The 20114-nt window shown below is 34.9% G+C and carries 18 protein-coding genes; 10 read left to right on the top strand and 8 right to left on the bottom strand.

Features of this window, described 5'->3' with window-relative positions; genetic code table 11:
• Positions 1 to 74: 74 nt before the first annotated feature.
• From ACMAYS_RS13615 to ACMAYS_RS13580, 8 genes are all read left to right on the top strand, one after another.
• Positions 75 to 788 carry an outer membrane beta-barrel domain-containing protein gene (locus tag ACMAYS_RS13615; protein ID WP_392993602.1) on the top strand — a complete coding sequence of 238 codons (714 nt, stop codon included), beginning with the start codon at positions 75 to 77 and terminating at the stop codon, positions 786 to 788.
• 11 nt (positions 789 to 799) lie between these two features.
• The gene (locus tag ACMAYS_RS13610; protein WP_103217609.1) at positions 800 to 2194 is read left to right on the top strand and encodes a hypothetical protein; all 1395 of its coding nucleotides are present in this window, start codon (positions 800 to 802) and stop codon (positions 2192 to 2194) included.
• A complete protein-coding gene (locus tag ACMAYS_RS13605) occupies positions 2191 to 5019 on the top strand; it encodes a tetratricopeptide repeat protein (protein WP_412463457.1) in 2829 nt (942 codons plus the stop codon). Before ACMAYS_RS13610 ends, ACMAYS_RS13605 begins: the two co-directional genes overlap by 4 nt.
• Positions 5019 to 5906 (top strand): hypothetical protein, encoded by an 888-nt coding sequence (locus tag ACMAYS_RS13600; protein WP_392993596.1) that lies wholly within the window; start codon positions 5019 to 5021, stop codon positions 5904 to 5906. The genes ACMAYS_RS13605 and ACMAYS_RS13600 overlap by 1 nt, the downstream gene beginning before the upstream one ends.
• Positions 5906 to 6166, top strand: coding sequence for a hypothetical protein (locus ACMAYS_RS13595; RefSeq protein WP_103217612.1), 261 nt, complete (start codon positions 5906 to 5908; stop codon positions 6164 to 6166). The genes ACMAYS_RS13600 and ACMAYS_RS13595 overlap by 1 nt, the downstream gene beginning before the upstream one ends.
• Positions 6167 to 6174: 8 nt before the next feature.
• On the top strand, positions 6175 to 8061 hold the full coding sequence (locus tag ACMAYS_RS13590) for an AgmX/PglI C-terminal domain-containing protein (protein ID WP_103217613.1): 1887 nt from the start codon (positions 6175 to 6177) through the stop codon (positions 8059 to 8061).
• A 159-nt stretch (positions 8062 to 8220) separates the two neighbouring features.
• On the top strand, positions 8221 to 8982 hold the full coding sequence (locus ACMAYS_RS13585; protein WP_158246844.1) for an outer membrane lipoprotein-sorting protein: 762 nt from the start codon (positions 8221 to 8223) through the stop codon (positions 8980 to 8982).
• A gap of 1 nt (position 8983) precedes the next feature.
• On the top strand, positions 8984 to 10267 hold the full coding sequence (locus ACMAYS_RS13580) for a hypothetical protein (protein ID WP_392993591.1): 1284 nt from the start codon (positions 8984 to 8986) through the stop codon (positions 10265 to 10267).
• Between the two features lie 39 nt (positions 10268 to 10306).
• Here the strand turns inward: ACMAYS_RS13580 and ACMAYS_RS13575 are convergent, their stop codons facing one another.
• The 5 genes from ACMAYS_RS13575 to trxA form a co-directional block, all read right to left on the bottom strand.
• Positions 10307 to 10816, bottom strand: a complete 510-nt coding sequence (locus ACMAYS_RS13575; RefSeq protein ID WP_103217616.1) for a biopolymer transporter ExbD — start codon at positions 10814 to 10816, stop codon at positions 10307 to 10309.
• A 21-nt stretch (positions 10817 to 10837) separates the two neighbouring features.
• Complete coding sequence (locus ACMAYS_RS13570) at positions 10838 to 11365, bottom strand: ExbD/TolR family protein (protein WP_103217617.1); 528 nt, start codon at positions 11363 to 11365, stop codon at positions 10838 to 10840.
• Between the two features lie 2 nt (positions 11366 to 11367).
• Positions 11368 to 12018: a MotA/TolQ/ExbB proton channel family protein gene (locus tag ACMAYS_RS13565; RefSeq protein WP_103217618.1), complete on the bottom strand. Its 651-nt coding sequence runs from the start codon at positions 12016 to 12018 to the stop codon at positions 11368 to 11370.
• 111 nt (positions 12019 to 12129) lie between these two features.
• Positions 12130 to 12711 carry a D-sedoheptulose 7-phosphate isomerase gene (gene gmhA, locus ACMAYS_RS13560; RefSeq protein WP_103217619.1) on the bottom strand — a complete coding sequence of 194 codons (582 nt, stop codon included), beginning with the start codon at positions 12709 to 12711 and terminating at the stop codon, positions 12130 to 12132.
• A 45-nt stretch (positions 12712 to 12756) separates the two neighbouring features.
• Positions 12757 to 13080 (bottom strand): thioredoxin, encoded by a 324-nt coding sequence (gene trxA, locus ACMAYS_RS13555; RefSeq protein ID WP_103217620.1) that lies wholly within the window; start codon positions 13078 to 13080, stop codon positions 12757 to 12759.
• Positions 13081 to 13276: 196 nt separating this feature from the next.
• Here trxA and ACMAYS_RS13550 point away from each other — a divergent pair, with 196 nt between their 5' ends.
• Positions 13277 to 13774, top strand: a complete 498-nt coding sequence (locus tag ACMAYS_RS13550; RefSeq protein WP_103217621.1) for an RDD family protein — start codon at positions 13277 to 13279, stop codon at positions 13772 to 13774.
• Here ACMAYS_RS13550 and ACMAYS_RS13545 read toward each other — a convergent pair.
• Positions 13771 to 14238, bottom strand: coding sequence for a GAF domain-containing protein (locus ACMAYS_RS13545; protein ID WP_392993586.1), 468 nt, complete (start codon positions 14236 to 14238; stop codon positions 13771 to 13773). The genes ACMAYS_RS13550 and ACMAYS_RS13545 overlap by 4 nt on opposite strands.
• Positions 14239 to 14311: 73 nt before the next feature.
• Here ACMAYS_RS13545 and polA point away from each other — a divergent pair, with 73 nt between their 5' ends.
• Positions 14312 to 16966 carry a DNA polymerase I gene (gene polA / locus ACMAYS_RS13540; RefSeq protein ID WP_412463456.1) on the top strand — a complete coding sequence of 885 codons (2655 nt, stop codon included), beginning with the start codon at positions 14312 to 14314 and terminating at the stop codon, positions 16964 to 16966.
• A gap of 1 nt (position 16967) precedes the next feature.
• On the opposite strand, the gene ACMAYS_RS13535 is transcribed toward polA, so the two are convergent.
• Positions 16968 to 17264 (bottom strand): hypothetical protein, encoded by a 297-nt coding sequence (locus tag ACMAYS_RS13535; RefSeq protein WP_412463455.1) that lies wholly within the window; start codon positions 17262 to 17264, stop codon positions 16968 to 16970.
• A gap of 179 nt (positions 17265 to 17443) precedes the next feature.
• Positions 17444 to 20074 carry a hypothetical protein gene (locus tag ACMAYS_RS13530; RefSeq protein WP_412463454.1) on the bottom strand — a complete coding sequence of 877 codons (2631 nt, stop codon included), beginning with the start codon at positions 20072 to 20074 and terminating at the stop codon, positions 17444 to 17446.
• Positions 20075 to 20114 lie beyond the last annotated feature (40 nt).

Genomic DNA, 20114 nt, shown 5'->3' with positions numbered 1-20114 from the left:
ACTTAAATTGTAGTTAACATCTTATGTTAAAATAATCTCTGTAAATCCAACTATTTGAAAGGCAGGACGCTAAAATGATTAGGATGATCTTTGTATTATTTTTAACTTTTATGACGATTAAGACTTTCGCCGCAGAAAGTGATCTCTACAATTTTTCATGGCTTGATAAAGATAAAGAAATTTATGTACTTCAAAACCGTAAGTTTAAAAAACAACAACGCTTCTATGTAAGTGGTGGCTTTGGTAAAACACTATCTGGTGCGTTTGTTGATTCAACTTCTATGCAGTTAAGAGGTGGTTACTTTTTTACTGAAGAACTTGGTGCTGAATTTATCTATGCTTCTAATTCAGGTGAAGAGAATGATACAGCCGCTTCTGTTAGAAACAGTAATGGTGGTGGAAGTGGTTCAATTCCATTTAGAAGAATTGTAAACGACTATATTGGTGTTATGGCAACATGGGCGCCTTTTTATTCGAAAATTAATACATTCAATTCAATTCTCTATGTTGACTGGATCTTTGGTCTAGGTTTAGCAAAACTTAATGAAACAAATAATGGCCCTGAAGTTAGAGCAGGTTCTCCAAACCCTGGTTTAACAATAGATGAGTCACACACTGGTCTTATGTGGGATGTTTCAACTAAATTTTATATTAATCAATCTTGGAGTATTAGAGCAGATATTAACGGAATTCTTTATCAAGCTGCACCAGCAAGAGAGTCTGGTTCTGAGAGTGATCAATTATATTCAAATATTGATCTAACTTTCTCTGTTCAGTTTGACTTATAAAGGAAGCTATTGTGTTTAAGAAAGCGCTTATAACATTTCTAATATTGAGTCAGGCATACGCACTTGAGTCAATTTGGACTGATTTAACAAAATCAAAAAATCGTATATCTCGCTATCCGAATATTATTAAAGAGCTTATAGATAAAGAGATGTACCATACGGCCGTTCCTTATGTGAAAGAGTATTTAGTTACGTATAAGGGAAGGACGAATAAGAATTTTGAATATCTATTTGAACAAGTTGTTTCAAAGGTAGGAGATAGACAATTTATTCTGTTGCCTGAGAATTATCTTCAAAATATTGATTCTCCAACTCTTAAATATTTACTCGCTAAAAAGCAGTTAAAGAGAAGAAAGTATAAAGAAGCTCTTCAAACCTTAAATGGAACTATTCCGGCATCACATCCTGTAAAGCCATTTGCACTTCACTTAGAAGGTGTTGCATTTACTATGCTTAGAAGTTTTAAGGCCGCAGTTGGATCATTTGAGAACTGTGTTGATCAGTCGACTAGTAGTAGTGACGAAGTACGTGCAAGACAATTACAAATTAATCAGGACTACTGTCTTGCTGGTATTGCAAGAGTGAAGTATGAACAAAAGAAATTAGATGAGTCTGAACTTGCTTTTATTGATGTAGATAAAAGATCTTATATTTGGCCTGAGCTACTAATCGAAGAGGCTTGGAATAGTTATTACAAAGGTGACTATAATAGAACACTTGGGAAACTTGTGACATATAAGGCACCGGTTCTAAATTATATAGTTAATCCAGAAGTTAATGTTCTAAAAGCACTTAGTTATTTTAAGCTATGCTTATATGATGATATGTCTAATATCATTGATGATCACTATAAAGAATTCGATAAATCAAAACAAGTAATCGATCAAATGCTTGCTAAGAAGCATTCTTTAGAATGGTATTTTAAATTCATTAATAGCTATGTTGATGGAAAAAAATACTATGATCCACTAACAAATAAGCTACTTGAGAATGTAAGAAAAGACCCAGCTTTTTTACAACTGTATCAAAGTTATAAAGATGGCCTTCGTGAAATTAAGACAATAAAAACAGTTAGAAATAGAAGATTAAGAAAGATTTTAGCTATTAATTTAAAAGACTCTTTATTTCTTCAACAAAAACTAATTGGATCTTATGTTAAGAAGGTTTTTAAGCTTAATTCTGCACAATTAGAAAAGTCATTTATTGGTTTAAGTTATTTAAGACTTGAAGCACTGAATGCAAGAAAAGCACGTTTATATAGTGGTATTACAGATACCGGAGCAAGAGGTGATATTAAGTACCTGAAAAGAAACTCGAAGCAATACTTTTGGTCGTTCAATGGTGAGTTTTGGGCCGATGAGTTAGGTGACTATGTATTCGCTCTTCGATCGGAGTGTCAAAAATGATTAAGGTTTTATTATTTGCAACTCTTATAAGTTTTAACTCTTTTGGTATTAAGCTTAATACTAAAAGAGATCGTATTGTTTCAGTAATCGATATGGAGCTTAAAGAGCTTGTGCGTATGAAACGATACACAAAGAACGATACAATGCTTGATTTGCGTATGGCCGAGCTTAATTTAGAGAAAGGGCGAATTATTCGTGAACAAGAAAATGAAAATTTCTTTAACTTAGATATAAAAGACAAGAAGCGTATTGATCGAAAGAAGTTTTTTGCTGAATCTAGCGCATACTATGATAGAGCTCAAAAAATTGGATTGTCGATACTTAATAAGAAACCAAACGCTAAGGCACGCTCTCATATCTATTATATCCTTGCTTATAATGAATTAGAAAATGTTCAAATGGATAGAGCAAAGTCTCTTTTCGTGAAGTCTGTAAAATCAGCGCCAAAAAATGATTTAATCGGAGTTAAGTCTCGTCTTGCACTAGGTGATATCTATTATCGAGAAGGTGATTTCAGTAAATCTAAGAGGTATTACGATACTGTAATTTATAAGATTAAAGATGATAAGTGGTACACTAAGTATCTTTACAATCTTGCTTGGTCTAACTTTAGAGTTGGAAATAAGAATACTGCAATTAAGCAAATGAAGGAAGTTCATAGTCTGTCGAAAAGTCCTAAATATATCGACAAGAAGGATATGGCCGGACGTGATGTTGGTTACTTCTATGCTGATAAAGGCGATACTAAGAAGGCCCTACAATTCTACCAAAATGAAAAGGGAACACCTGAAAAGAATTTTTTCGATATGGGAATGTTTCTTCTTGATAAACAGAAGTATTCTCAAGCTGCAGGAATGTTCAGATCTGCATTTAATGGAAAGAGTGAAGAGTACAAAGCTAAGGCACTTGTTCAACTATTACAAATCTATGATAAGTACAACAATAATAAGAATTTTCTTGTTTATGCGCGAACAATTACTAAAACAAAGCTTAATCCAGAGCAAAAGAAAGAGGCGCTGTTTTATGTAACAAAACGTGCTGCTCATCTTCAAAAAGAATTAGGATTGTCTCATAATAAGAAGCGTCCAAAAATTATGAAGTTTAAAGGACGTATTGCTGCTGAATTATACTTTATTTCACAAGAAGTTGATCCTAGCTTAGGAGAGAGAGCTCTGTTCTATGCTGGTGAGTCTTACTATGCAGCTTCTGAATATGATCAAGCACTCTTTATGTACGATAAGGTTATCTCTTCTGATAAAACTGATAATGTATACTTTAAGAGATCATTAGCAGGTATGATTGTCGTACTAAATGACAAAAGAACTTCAGCTGGAATTAGAAAAAAATATTTTGAGAAAGTATTCTCAACGTATATCAAGCATGAAGATTCAAAGCTTAAGAAGAATAAAGCTGTTGAGAAGCTATTCTCTTACTATGTCGATGAAGAGAAAGATGCTAAAAAAGCACAGAATCTGTTTTTTGTTTATGCTAAAGAGAATCCAAGAGCAATTTCAAAAAATGAGGCAATGATTGGACGTATTGTCGACCTTCATAAATCACAAAAGAATAAGTCTGAGTTAATGGGTTTTGTTGGCGAACTTAAGTCTACTGGAATACCGCTAAGAAGAGGGTTTATCACTCATTTGAATAAAATTATTCTTGTCGCTCAATTTTCGGATATTCAAAAGGCAAATCAAAAAGGTGATAAGGTTACGGCCTTGAAGGGTTACCTGTTCATCTATAAAGATAAAGAAAGTACGCCTGAAGCTAAAAGGAATGCAGCATACAATATTGCTGTTCTTTTCTATGAGTCAGGTAATATTGATTTAATGACTAAGTGGCTTGATCGTGCAATTGAAGAAATGCTAATTTCTGAAATTACGAAATTTTATGAATCGTTCAATAGTATTATTAGTGAGTTGTTCCTAAGACAAAGAGTCGATCATGGAATGGCCCTTACTCAAAAACTACTGTCAAAAACTTGTTCTTTAAATGATAAGAGTAAAGAAGGTTTATTAAAGAACTATATAGTAATGGGGCTTGCAACCAATAAAGATAGTGCTGCAGTGAGCTTTGTGGATTCACAATCTAAGTGTCGTTTTAAAAATACAACACTATTATCTTCTTACGAACAAATATTTGATTACTATATCGACACTAAACTGCTGGATAAGGCGGATGCCATTTATCGTCAACGTCTAAGTGCCTACACGACAAACCTTTACAAGAAGTCTGAGTACGTAGGGAAGCTGTCAAAGTTATCAAGAACGCAAAAGAACACTTCACGTTATGCAGGTGAGTTATCTTATATTTATAATAAAGTTAAAAAGAAGAAAGATCTTGCAATCGAAACTATTGATGAAGTTGCTCTTATGGAAGTTGATAAACTTGAGAATGACGTGAATAACTTCAATTCAATTGGACTAAGCTTTCCTGAAAATAAATTTAATAATACGATGAAGCTCAAGTTTAATCGTCTAGATCGTATTCAGGGAAAAGTTGCTCGTATCGTAGCGATGGGCTCAGGAGAGGCAATGGTTAAGAGTTATTCACTTTTAATTAATTCGTTTGATCGCTTCTCTACAGATGTCGGTTCATTCTCTCCTGAGGGCAAGTCTCCAGAATATATAAAGTCGTTTAAGGCGAGTATGGCCAATGTTTCGGCCAATCTTGCAACTAAATCAAGACAGCTTAAAAGAGAGCTAGATAATTTAATCAATAAGAATGACGTCTTAACAGTTAACTTTGGAACACTATCTAGACAAGGCTTAGGGCTACCTTCGATGTCTGGAGCCGTTCTAATGGATAAGAGGGGGAATCGTTAATGAAGTACTTAGCTATTCTTTCAATGCTATTTATGGTGTCTTGTGCATCTTCTAAAAAAGGTTCAACTCAACAGTTAGAAGATGGTGAGCAAATTGAAAATCTTACGAATGCAGACTTTAAACCAAAGAGTCAGATTCGTTATAATGCAGAAGCTGATTATCATCTCATTAATGATCTGGTTGATGACGTTCTAGAAGATGAGTCACTTGATAAGGTTGATTTAAATAAACTTGAAGAAATCGATTCAAAGAAGACTGGGCTTGTTGGTCTTTGCTATATGGGGAATACGAAGGAAGGTCTATCTCAGCTAGATGCAATGTACGAAAAGTATAAGGCCAATCCTTCATATTGGAATCAGCAGGGGATTTGCTCATACAAGTCTGGAAATAAGAGACTTGCAAAAGTTTACTTTAACAAGGCCGTAGCACTTGATGATAAATATATACCAGCGATCAATAATATCGGCGTTGTCTATATTGATGAAGATAAAGATGCAAAGGCAATTGCGGCTTTTAAGCAAGTACTTATTCTGAAGAAGAATAATAAAACAGCAATGTTTAATCTTGCAAATATCTATATCAGATATGGCCTATACTCAAAATCAACTTCACTGTTGAAGCGACTTTATTCTGTTAATAAGAATGATCGTGATGTTATTAACTCATTAGTTTATTCATATCTTTTTGATGCTAAGCCAAAGTATGCTTATACAATTCTTAAAGAAATGAATTCTGATTATATTGATATCCCAAGTCTAAAGATCGCTCTTTACTATTCTTTAAAACAACTAAAGAGTGATCACGCTGTCACAATACAAAGTGACTTAGACACTACCGATATGAATGCTAAAGACAAGGCCTTCTATCAGCAAGTTAGGAAGATGTAATGATGAAAGTTTTATTATCAACGATGTTACTTTTATTTACGACACAAACATTTGCACAAAAGTCTGTAAAAGAAAAAGTAGTTTATAAGTATAAGAAGTTTGAACAGTTTAATCTTGAAGAGATTAGCGTTGATGGTGAGCTTGGGGCACCAGGAGAGATTACGGTCTCAAATCGTTATCTGCGTCAGTTCAAAAATAAATTACCTTCAAAACCAAACTTTCATTTAGAAATGATGAAAGGTTTGGATCGTATACGCTAGGAGTAGAAGTGGATCAAGGAAGATCATTTTATTTAAAGGGTAAAAAAGATATTCGTCTACCTCAAAAGAATCGTATCATCTTAGGAGCAAGTGACTCTTGTGATGTTCGTATGAGAGGTGCCGGTATCGATGATATTCATTGTCTTATTGAATTTTCAGACAAAGTATCGATCTATAGTATGTCTTCTTCTAAGCCGGTATTAGTTAATGGACAAGAAGTTGTTACGATGGAACTAAAGGGTGGTGAATCAATTACAATTGGTAATTACTCATTTACTTTTGATTCGTCATCAAAACTTCCTCCTCAACAACTAATTCACCCTCAGGAAGTTGTTAAGAACTTACCAAAGCAACCTAAGTTTAATGATGAGCGCATACGTAAGGATGAAGAGTATCAGGTAAATTACCCTCTAAGTATTGATGATAACGTAAAGTTTTCAGAATATATCTTTGAAGAGCCAGATGAAATTTATCCAATCTTTAAATATAGTATTGATAAGGAAGCGGCCGAAGTTATTATCTTATTTAATGGGAAGATTGTTTCTCTTGATTATATTCCACATAAAGATGGAAAGTTTTATTTAGTTGGTGCTAACGCTCGTGGAAATGATATAGAGTTTCCATATCTAGGTAAGAAAGACAAAGTCGAACTTTTAGATATTAGAAAGAATGATGTCGCAGTTGGGAAGATTCCTGGTTTTGAACATCGTACTTTTCTAAATAATAAAAACGCGAAGAGCTCATTACGTCGTGATGATATTCACATTTTCGAAAAAGATAACTTAAAGGTTTTTATTAGGGGTACTGAAGCTCCTCCAATTGTAAAAACGGCACCTATATTTAGACGTGATAAAGAATTAAGAAAATATCTCATCTTCTGTTTATTATTCTTCATTGTTTTTGCAGCAGGAATGATGAACTTTAAAGTCGATAAAGAAATTGAAAAAGAGAAAGTTCCAGAACGTATTGCCAAGATTCTTTACCGTCCAAAACAGCTTCGTGTAACAAAGAAGAAGAATGTTGTTAAGAATGAAGTAAAAAAAGAAGTTGAAAAGAAGGCGCCAATTAAGGAAGCGGTTTCAAACGTTGAAAAACCTCAAAAAGTAACGAAGAGTAAAGGTGATCCTAAGCAAAAGTCGACATCAACTCCAAAGAAAGGAACTCCTCGTAAAGGAAAACCAAATAATAAGGCAGTTGTAAGAGAGACTAAGAAGAAAGCTTCTAAACCAGCTCGTACAACGAATAAGCAAACAACTGTTAAAAAACTTGCTACAAATAGAAAGAGTCGTGGAAAAGTAGATGTATACAAGTCGACATCATTTACTTCTTCAATGAACTCCCTAATGGCCAAAGGTGGTGCGCTAAATTCATTTAAGGCCGGTACTGGTTCAAGTGAAAGTTTTGCAGATGATAATTCTGCACTATCAACTGGAGACTCTGCTCAAATTCAAAAAGCTGATGTAAAGGCCGAAGTTGGATCTTTAAGTAGTAAGACGAGTGGTAAACTTTCATCTTCATTTGGTACAGATGGACTTGTTCAAAAGAAACAAGTTTATATAGCAGGTGTTCCTTACCGTGAAGTTATTTTAGGTTCAATGGATCGTAATGACATTATGAGAATTCTGATGGAGAACGTTCCTCAGTTTAGATACTGTTACCAAAAAGAGCTTGATGTTCAACAAAAAGGTATCTCAGGTGTACTTGGTATGGAGTTTGTCATCGGTGCATCAGGTAACGTAACAAAAGCAAGTGTCGCTAAAGCAGATAAAGGCGTTCCTATAAGTGTTAAGAATTGTGTTGTTAATCATTTGAAAACAATACAATTCCCACGCCCAAAAGGTGGGGCCGAAGTTGGTGTTCACGTACCACTTAATTTAAATTCAAGCGCTTACTAAATTCATCACAAATCACTAACGCCCCTCGTTGTAAAATAAGGGGCATAATTTCAATAATTTAATGAATCCATTGTCATTATCACCAGTAAATGTTCAATCATTGTGTTGTGAATGCTACTATCTGATGGGAAAACATACCGAAAAAACACGAGGTTTCTAATGAAGATTGTTAAACTTTTATTAATGTTATTAACACTTTCTGTATTTGCTAATGATAAAGGCCTAGAGATTGCCAAAAAAATGGATCAGGCAAACAAAGGCTATATTGGTGATACATCAACGATGGAGCTTGTTTTAGTTGATTCAAGTGGTGTTGAAATTGTCCGCGAAATGCTTGGTGCTTCTGGCGAATTCAATGGTGTTGATAAGAGCTTAATGGAATTTAAAAAACCATTAGACGTTAAAGGAACGAAACTACTTACTTGGACTTGGAAAGATGAAAGAGATGATGACCAATGGTTATACCTTCCATCTTTAAAAAGAGTTAAGAAGATTAACTCTCGATCTAAAGGTAGCTCTTTCATGGGTTCTGAATTCTCATTTGAAGATATCGGTGGTCAAACAATTGAAAAATACAATTACAAGTACCTTAAAGACGAAAAAGTTGGTGGTCAAAAGGTATGGGTTGTTGAAAGAGTGGCAAAGGCCAAAAGTTCTTATTCAAAAGTCGTACTTTACGTCTCTCAAAAGTACCTAGCTCCTGTTAAGTCGGAATACTATAACAAAAGAAATGAACATATTAAGACTTCTTCTATGGAAGATTTTAAATCTTACACTGTTGGTAAGAGAAAGATGTGGCGTGCAAATAAAATTGTTATGTTAAATCTGAACAACAAAAAACAGTCGATATTCAAATGGAAGAATAGAGTTATTGGTAAGGCCGTTAATGAAGGCGATCTTACTAAGAGGAAGTTAAAGTAAATTGAAAACGCTAATATACGGATTAATTACAGGTGCACTAACTCTATCAAGCTTACACACATTAGCTGATGGAAGAGGTGAAGTTTCGTTAAACTTTAGAGGCTATGTCGAAGATGCTACAACTCTTTTAGGAGAAGACCAGCCTAATGAATTGGCTTTCGTTAAAGTTGCCCTTGAAGACAGGGGTGATTGGAGTGGCTGGGAATATAATCTATCTCTAATTGGCCGTGCAGACGAAAAGTATCAAGATAATAGCTACGTTGATTTTAATGAGTTTAATATTGGACGTAGTTTTGGAAACTGGCAGGCTTCTGTTGGGCAGCATATGTTTATGTGGTCGCGACTTGAGGCATACCATGTTGTTGATGTCATCAACTCTCGTATTAATGATGGAAATATTGAGCGTTTTGAAAAGTTAGGTGAAACTTCTGTTGTATTAAGTCATTATACTAGTATTGGAACAATGAAGTTTATCTATATGCCTTATTTTAAGGAAGCATTCTATCCAGATTCTAAAATGCGAATCTTTGACGGGCTTAGTCCGCAAAAGCAAAATATTGTAAAAGGTAATACGATTACAAATTCCGATGAAGACAATCAATTTGATCAATTTGCTGTTTACTATGCTCATCAGTTTGGTGATTTAGATTTAACAGTATTCGCTATTGATCATATTGATCGTACAAGACCTATCTTTGCAGCAGCTTCTGTACCTGATCTTCTTGCTGGTAATATTAACGCTTACTATCTTGATGTCGTTGACTATGGTACTGCTGCTACTTACTTTTGGGGTGAGCAGACTTTTAAGTTTGAGTATCTCTACTCTGATTTTAACGTCGATGATTCGGTTTCTATTCTTGATTATACTGGTGGGCAAAGAGAAATCTTTAATTATCAATTAGCATCTATTGGCCATGAGTATACATATAATTACGATAACAATTGGAGTTCAGGTTTTTATACTGAATATCAACGTGTTCTAGGTGTAGGAAAAGATAAGAGAAGCCAAGCTCAAATTTTCCAGAATGATCTTTTCATTGGTCATCGTCTTGCTCTTAACGACGCATACTCTAATGAATTTATGTTGGGTCTTTATATCGATCTTGAAAGAGCAGGGGAGACACTTTACTACCTAAGCTATGAGCGCCGTCTAAATAATGCATGGAAGATGAAGTTGAACTTTCGTGGTGTAACTATTGGTGATGATGCAAAAGCTGACAATCGTGGACTCTATGTTCTTGATGGGGATGACGAGTTCGGAGTTACGTTAACAAGATTTTTCTAATTTGAATAAAAAAAGGCTCCGAATGGAGCTTTTTTTATTCTACTCTTGTCCTAAAACAACGAATTTATACTGTTGAAACCCTGCCTCAGCAGCAGTGTGCATAAGCTTCTTAACATAATTATACTTAAGAGATTTATCGATTACTAAATTAACAATACCAGAGAATTTCTTAGCATTTGGAGTTGATTTAGCAATATTTTCAATCTCTGTTCTCTTCGCAACTAGCTCGTTATATAGAGGAAGAATAAGTCGTCCGCCTTGTGAGTAGAGTTGCCCTTTATATGTCTCTGTATTATGAACTTCTTTATCATCAACCCAAATGATTTTAGGAGATACCTGAACCACAACACCTTGCTCATTAATTGACTTCGATACCGAGTTCGGAATAGTAATATCTTTTGGGATATTTAAGATCACGCCAGTAGTGTCATAACTTCTAATTAAGAAAACAAGCAGGATAACAAGAATATCAAGAAGGGAAGTGATATCAATATCAAATGGTTCCTTCTTTCTTCTGATTCCTCTATTTCTAATTGAACGATTTCTCATAATAAACCTGATTCTTTATTTCTACGATTGTGTATCGCCAAAAATAATATTGTTAAATAGCTCAAGAACTTTTACATCCTGACCATCTCTCTTTGTCCAAACCTCTGGATCTGTTTTCTTGATATCACGAACAGCATCCATAATCTTAATGAGCTCTTCATAAGAGATATTCGCATTTGGAATAAAGATAACTTCTTTCTCATCCACATATTGCTTCTTAAGATCAATTAACTTTTCTCTTAGCTTAAATAGGTCGTATTCACCATCAGCTGTTTTTCCTGCTGAGAATATTCTCCTCTCATTTGGTCCTGAGTGAAGGCTGATATTACTCGCATTGATTTTAAGCGTAAGATCAAGTCTTTCTTTTTGTTGTTTTGGTGGAGTAGAGTTTGAGATAATTGGAACATCAGATCCAATTTCATAAATTCTAACGAAGTTTGCTGACATTAAAAGAAAGAAGATAAAGATGAAGACCGAATCTAAAATTGGAATTAGATTCAGTCTCTCAACTTTCTTATTCTTATATTTTCGACTCGGTTTTCTATACATAACTACTTACTTTCTTCTGTATTTAAAATATCCATTAACTTAACTGAATACTCATCAATCTCATTGATGATTTTCTCTGACTTAGAACTTAAGAATGCATGAATGATCATAATCGTGATGGCCACAAGTAGACCTAGGAAAGTCGTGTTCATCGCTTGTGAAATACCTTTTGCAAGTAGTTCTGCTTTTTGAGTTGGATCAGCAGCAGCAACGGCAGCAAATGAAGCGATTAGACCTTGGATCGTACCTAGTAGACCAAATAGTGTTGAGATATTTGCAATTAGTTGTAGGTAGTTAAGTCTTAATTCTACTTTTGGAATAATTTCAAGAGCAGTTGCATCGATTGCATTTTGAATTTGCTCTGGCTTAGCAGAAGCTCTTTCGAGACCACTTCTTAAAACCTTAGGTAGAGCAGCACTTGATCCAGAACATACACGTGAAGCACCTTCAACATCATTTGCCATAATATAGCGACGAAGTTCATTCATAAATGAAGCTCCATCAACATCAAATTTAAAGCTTAACTTAAAGAATCTTTCTAATCCAATAGCTAGACCTACTGCCCAGATAAAGAGAATGATCCACATGAAGATCCCACCGTTTTGAAAAAAAGCAGCGATCGTGTTTACCGATGATACAGCTGTGCCTTCCATTTATAGCTCCTTAAAATTATGTACTAACTTAAGAATATTTTAACTCATATTCGCGTCAAGCACTTGATTTTAAAGACTTGGAATAAACTGCCGATTCTTATTCGTAATTCTTTAGTAATTTTGAGGGAAAACTTGTCGCTCAATTCCCTCTATGAACGTATGAATAATTTTAATATGCATTTCTTGAATACGATCAGAAAGATCAGCTTCAATAACGATAGGGAAGTCCACAAGCTCCTTCATCTTTCCACCGCCTTTTCCAAGAAGACCGACTACTTTCATCCCTTTTTCATGAGCTGATTTTACGGCCTCAAGACAATTTGGAGAATTACCTGAAGTTGAGATGGCAAGAAGGACATCTCCCTTGTGTCCATGGGCCTCAACATATTTTGAAAAGATATATTCAAAACCGTAGTCATTGGCCACACATGTGATATGAGAAGAATCCGCGATAGCAATAGCTGGCATTGCTGGGCGGTCTTTACGAAAGCGTCCTGTTAGCTCTTCTGCAAAATGCATAGCATCGCACATTGAACCACCATTTCCACAGCTAATAACACGCCCTCCATTTTTTATGGCCACAACCATTTCATTGATCGCTTTCTCCATAGTGGTGAAGTTTTCTTCGTTCGCGATAAATTTCGTTAGAGTTTCTTGTGCGTGATTAAATGCGTGGGAAATGTAATTAGACATAAATTCCTTCTCAAAAAAGAAAAGCCTCTATCGTAGAGGCTTTTATTACATAAGTTCTTCTAAAGACTTCTTAATTTCTTCTTTTGTTTGAACACCAACTAGAGTCTTAGTTGCTTGACCGTCTTTAAAGAAGATCATTGTTGGGATCCCTCTAATTCCGTATTGTTGAGCAAGCTCTCCGTTGTCATCAACGTTTACTTTTAAGATTGTTGCAGTTTCACCAATTTCTGATGCTACTTCGTCAAGTACTGGTCCAAGTGTTTTACAAGGTCCACACCATTCTGCCCAGAAATCAACTAGAACAGGCTTAGCGCTTTTTAGTACATCAGATTCAAAATTTGTTACGTCAGTTTTACCAACAGTACTCATATAATTATCCTCCAGAGCGTATGTGCTCTCTTTAGTCTCAGTATAAAGTTATATATTAAAATCCTATTTTTGGCTATTAATCAAAGTCTATTGACCGATAGACAAATTAACCATTTCTTTACTTAATATCCATTGTTTGGACTAGGTGCAAAAAATGCCTTGTTTTCTAATAAAATTCATAGGATAAGATAGTTGTATGGATAGAAAGTACCTCTTAAAATCGGCCATTAAAGTCGCTCGTTATTCACGCATCCTTGCTAAGGCAATTGACCTTTTTATTGTCGTCGTCTTATCACTATTTTTGTATCCGATTGGTATCCTTTTATCGATAGTCTATTTAACATTTGCTGATTCAATTCAAAATGGACAGTCAGTAGGGAAGAAATTTATTGGCTTTAGAGTTATCTCTTTAGTTGATGGAACGCCTTGCTCTCTAAAACAAAGTTTCATTAGAAATCTACCTTTTATTATTCCACTCGTTTTTGCCATCATTCCTGTGGCCGGTTGGTTTATGGCAGTTATCGTTGGTCTACCTATTGTTGGGATTGAATTATACCTTCTTTATAAGCTTGATTCTGGACATAGGCTAGGTGATGTTATGGCAGATACAACTGTCATGGCCAATGACGACACAATGCTTGCTATCAAAAAGCGCAAAACTAATTGGTTTGAAGATCAAGGCACGCAGGCTTAAGCAAAGACAGTATTGATAATTTCTTCTAAATTACTTTTATCAACTTCGTCAAAGCTTGCAAGTGAATCACTATCAACATCAAGAACTGCAATTAACTTTTCATTTTCGAAAACTGGTACAACTATTTCGGACTGACTCTTTGGGTCACAAGTAATGTGGTTTGCAATAGAGTGAACATCTTCAACAATTTGTGTTTCCAGTGTATGGGCGGCCGTTCCGCAAACACCTTTACCAAAAGGGATTCGAAGACAGCCAAGAGTTCCTTGATATGGACCGACAACAAGTTCTTTTTCTTTAACAGGGTCAACCATATAGAACCCGCACCAGTAATAATGAGGGAATGCTTGTTTTAAAACACAAGAAATGGTGGCCATTTTGGCAATAGTGCTGCTTTCTCCTTCACAAATAGCAAAGATATCTCTTTTTACTCTTTGATAAGTTTCGGTTTTTTGCGCATTGTCCATAACCAATTCTCCACATTAATCATTAACAGATTCAACATAATTGGCTAGATTTATAGCATAAATTGGAGATTATATGTCAAAGAAAAGATTAATCGTCGTCGACGTCAGTAACTTTATATTCCGTGCATTTTTTGCAATTCGCTCAATGAACGCCCCAGATGGTACACCTGTAAACGCAACATATGGTGTACTTTCAATGTTATTAAAAATTATGGCAAATTATAGGCCAACACATATGCTTCTTGCTCGTGATACATCGGGCGGATCTTTTAGAAATGAACTTTACGATCAGTACAAGGCCAATCGTTCAGAACCACCTGAAGAACTTGTTCCACAATTTGCTCTTATTAAAGAACTTATCGATAAGATGGGGCTTTTAAATGTTGCGAATGAAACATATGAAGCCGACGACATTATCGGCTCAACTGTTGTTCAATGGAAAAATGACTTTGATGAAATCTTAATTGCTTCAGGTGATAAGGACCTTATGCAATTTGTCGGCGACAATATCAAGATGCTCGATACGATGAAAGACGTTATCTACGATGAGAAGGGTGTCTTTGAAAAGATGGGCGTTCGTCCAGATCAAATCGTTGATTACTTATCAATGGTTGGAGATACATCGGATAATATTCCTGGAATGCGTGGGATTGGTGCAAAGGGAGCAGCAAAACTACTTGCAGAGCACGGAACACTTGAGAAGTGTTTTGAAGTGTCAGATACGTTTAAAGGTAAAAAATTAATTACAGCTTTTACTGAGCACGTTGAAGATGCAAAGCTTTCAAAAGAGTTAATTAAAATCGTTACTGATATAGATTTAGAATGTAAATCAGAAGATTCTGAAGTTAAATTTTATCCATCAGAAGAACTTCTAACTTTCCTAAAAGATCTTGGTATGAATTCAATGATCAAGAGAATGGAAGACCTTAAGTATCAACTTTCAATTGCTGATGGCGAGGAAGGGGAAGAAGAAATCGCATCTCCTTTCGAACATAAAGTGGTTACTCTTGATGAGTTAAAAGTACTTATAAAGGATCAAACTGCACTTGCTGTACAAACAGAATTTGATAGCGATGATATTCATGCACGAAACTTAATCGCAATAAGTGTTTCTTTCGATGATAACAACTCATATTTCTTAGAAGTAAATGAAGCTAATGAAAAAGAAGTTATCGAACTCATTTGGGGTGATGATAAAAGAGAAGTATATAGCGAACATTCAAAGAGAGATTATTCACATATTCTACGTCGCGGCCTAGTGTTTAAGGCCCACAACTTTGATATTACTCAGGCTCACTATAACGTAAGTCCTAGTATGAGACATAATATTGAAGTGATCGCTTCAAATGTAAACGTTAAAGTATCTGAGCTAGATAAGAAAACGCCATTTATTACTTCACTTGAAAATAATGAAGCTAAGGCTTCTTATACAGGACTTCGCTCAATTGCTATTTTTAGATTAGCTTCTCAGTTAAAAGAAGAGCTTAAAGAAAAAGAATTAGTAAGCGTTTACGAAGATATTGATAATAAACTTATCCCAATCTTAGCTGAAATGGAATTTGAGGGCGTGCACTTAAATAAAGAATATCTTTATGAAATGGCCGAAGAACTTCAAGTGTCTTTAGAGAAGATTCAAAAGAAGGTTGATTCTTATTCAATGAATGACACAATCAATTTAAATTCACCAAAACAAGTTGGAGAGTTTTTATTTAATGAATTATCGTTTCCTGTTGTTAAGAAAACAAAGACAGGATATTCAACAGACTCTTCAGTACTAGAAGAACTTGATGCTAAAAATATCAATGAAGTCCCTGGACTTATCCTTCAGTATCGTGAGTTAGGAAAAATTCTTTCTACATATGTGAAGGCCCTTCCTGAAATTGTTAATAAGAAAACTGGAAAAGTTCACACTAGCTTTAACCAGCACGTTGCTCAAACGGGACGTCTTTCAAGTGTGAATCCAAACCTACAAAATATTCCAATTCGTTCAGAAACGGGACGTCTTGTTAGAAAGGCATTCATTGCTACACCTGGTAATTTACTTCTTGCAGCCGACTATTCTCAAGTAGAACTTAGAATTCTTGCTCACTATAGTGAAGATCCAACAATGATTAAGGCCTTTAACGAAGACAAGGATATTCACGCGCAAACAGCAAGTGAAATTAACGGCGTTGCTCTTTCTGATGTAACAAGTGATGAACGCTCAAAAGCTAAGGCCGTTAACTTTGGTCTAATGTATGGGCAGTCTTCATTTGGTTTAGCGTCGGCCCTCAAGATTTCTAGAAAGGATGCAAAAGCATATATTGAAAAATATTTTGAAAGATTCTCAAAAATTAAAGGCTTCTTAGATGGCCTAAAAGAAGACGCAGAGAAAACTGGTTATTCAATCACAATGTATGGCAGAAAGAGATTCCTTCCTGATATTCATTCTAATAATCGTACGATAAAAGCAAATGCTGAGAGAATGGCGATTAACTCACCAATTCAAGGGACAGCTGCTGATATCATTAAATGTGCAATGATTAATATCGATGCGGAAATGAAAAAACGTGGCCTAAATTCAAAGATGATTCTCCAGGTACACGATGAGCTTATTTTTGACGTACTTGAATCTGAGCTTGAAGAGATGAAGACACTCGTAAAAGAAGGAATGGAGAATGTTGTAGAACTTAAGGTTCCACTAAAAGTTGACCCGGCCTTTGGCGTAAACTGGTACGATCTAAAGTAAGTTAAAATAATTGCGCAGTATATATTTCCTCTCCACAGTAGATAAGCTCTGGGGAGGAAAATGTATCTGCATATCCTCTTTTGAAAAATATAATGGCATCATGCTTATTCGGGCATAAATCTTTGTAAAGTAATTTTTTGATTTCAGTAGAACGACTTGAGACTAGATCGTAGGGAGAGTTGTAGTTGATAGTAATATATTCTTCTGTATAGAGATAAGTAATAAATTCATCGAGAGGTAATTTCTTATCTGCATGAAGATAAGTTGTTATATTGTTAAAAATAAATGTAGAATTCACGGAGTCTGAAAAACACTCATCGCAAATCTCTTCTCGAAGAATATCAGAGTTTTGGCCATCTAGACATCCGATAGAATCACATTCTAAGTGTAACTCCTTTATAAAATCCGAAGTCCATACAATGTTAATGTTTAAGGCATAAGTACTTATGGTTGATACTAGAACTGATAATATTAATATTATTTTTCGCATGATGAAAATAACCTCGCAAAATTTTGCTCAACCCTAACGGTTAATTCATTTTTACATTCTCTAACTTTAAACTTGTAACCATTAACGACACGCTTTGAAGCAGTAATTGTGAAATTTTGGTCTAATACTTTTTCAACCGCCATTTTTTCATCCTGGTTACTTAAGCAATGATTACCATTTAGTAGACTTGATCGGCAGCTCTTAGGTATCTCACCAAAACGTTGATATGTAGTCTTTAGCTTATCTAAATCAAGCTCCCATCTACGAGGGATATTATCAAAGTCGGTCAGACCCTTGTATAAACTATATATTGCTCTTGCAACATAGAAGAAAGGGCCAAGCTTTGAATTAAAATAAGTTAGTGTATTTGATATCCCTTCAAAATTGATTCGACAAGCAGCACATGCAGCTCGACGACTAGGATCTTTTGAAGAAATATCTGAACCACTGTTGGCGATAATATCTCCGCCACTTCGATCAAAACAGGCGCCTACAGATATTCCTCTGAAATGATATAGGTTAGTAGGACTCTTTGTACTACCTGTAATTGATAGAGCACAAGGAACTCCGATAAGTGGGCCAAACTCAGTTATTAGTTCAACATTAACTTTTGTTTTTTCATAATCTTTATTAAATTCAATTTGCCCATCTTTAATCATCTTATTAAATGATGTTACATATCCTGGCGTTAAACTTACTCGCGTATACAGAACACCTGGAGTAAACCAACTCATAAGACCTTGGCCAATATCTGAAACAAATTGAGTCATAACTTGTTTCGTTTTAAAATATGGATCATATACCTTACACGAAACTCGATCAGCATAAGGGTTAAATAAATCTGCAGAAGCTTGAGAGAATTTTGCTTTCCAGAACAGATCTCCATAGTAACTAGCACGAGAAGTTTCAATAATATTGATAATTGATTTTCTTAAACAATGACTTATTGATCGACAGATAATATCGCCATTTTCATAAGTAATAAAATCTTGTGAAAGAGCATCACTTTCATAGTGCTTTTCAGGGAATGTCTCAAAAGTTTTTGCTGCACGTGTCTTGTCGATATACCACTGGTGAAAACCTTCATATTCTATATCAAATTCATTATTCCAAATATTTTTTTGATCAAGACTTTTGCAAAAGGCACGTGTTTCATCCATAAGGGACTTGTAATAATCGATAACTTCATCATAAGGTTTTTTTGAAAAGATAAGATCGAGATTGTCGATAAGATCTGTACCTTTAAGGCCTTCAATATGCTTCTTTGTGAAACTAAAGACATCATCTGAAATGACTGAGGCTTCTGCGCATAAGTAGTAAAGATCATTCTTGATCGTATTTCCATCGAGGTTACGAAAGTAAAATGCAAGTTGGTCTTGAACTTCTTCGGCCCTTAAACGATTCCTTACTAATGTGAAGAAAGTTAATGAGTCAATTAGTTTGTTTTTTACATAGTTCTTAGTTTGAGTTTGATTTTTAAATATATGCTCGATCCATTTGTCAGCATCGTCATATGATCCTATATCGAGAATATCTTTATTAACGCTAGCAAAAGGATCTTTGAGAAGATCGTTTTGTACTCCCTCTGAAATCGGGGCGAGGATATCGAGTTCAAGTGCATCTTTTTCAAAATTCTTACGAGAAAATTCTCTAAATGAGTTTTCTGCGAGTCTCTTATTATTACAAGCGGGAATCATATCACTCTTACATCCACTCGGTGAGAAGAGGATATAGTCTTGTGTATTTGAATTTCTGATGATTTGTTCGTATTTAGAATTCTCAACTTTCAAGTTCTTCATTGCCCATGCAAAATAGAGCTTCATTGAATTCCAGTAGTCAAAGCCAATATCTTTTTCCCAATATTTTTCTTTGATTCCTTTTATATCAAATTGATAGCCAGATACTTGAAGATTATCAATTTGATCGATATCCTCAAGGCGACAATCAGTTACCCTTTCGTCTAAGTCTAGCAGCTCTTGTGCGATTCGATTTAAGTCTTGAACCGAGGGTTTTTGACCAAAGAGATTGGCCTGTAGAGGACCGAATTTCTTTATTCTAATACACTTAAAAGTTTCATTATCATTGATATATTTTTTCTGAATATAGTTATTATCTTCAAAACTGTCATAGAGACGATGTTTTAACTTATGCGAGTTTGTCCATAGTACGTCCATATAATTATTAAGTTTCGGACACTCTAGTTTTCCATAGCACTCTTTCAATATTCGTTGATACTTAACTGGGATGTTATTTTCACTATCTAAGTAGGGGAGTAGAGGGAGTTCTTGATGAATAAGTTTTTGATGGATTTCATAGATAAGTCGAGTGACTTTATTTCGATAGTCTCTAATAAGCTCTTTTACAACTACCGTCTTATCCTGTCCCGTTCGATTTGCAAGTCGATAAGCAGCTTTTGCAGGAATAGTATTATTTAAAAAGATAAATATTGAAGTTGTTGGTTTTTTTGAATCAATTGCACAAGAGGCACGGTTGTTTAAGTCTATTGTTGTTAACGGTGTGATTAAATTATTTAATTCTTGATGTTGCCAATCATGCCATTTAATTTTTGCATGGGCCGTAAACGTAATTAAAAATAGAAATAAAAAACCTCTCATCATAGAGAGGTTTTATAATTTTGAATTAATCTTAACAATTAAA

The sequence above is a fragment of the Halobacteriovorax sp. RT-2-6 genome (assembly GCF_047085025.1).
GTDB lineage: Bacteria > Bdellovibrionota > Bacteriovoracia > Bacteriovoracales > Bacteriovoracaceae > Halobacteriovorax_A.
Note: the sequence above shows the minus strand (reverse complement) of the source record. Positions and strands in the feature narration are given on the sequence as shown.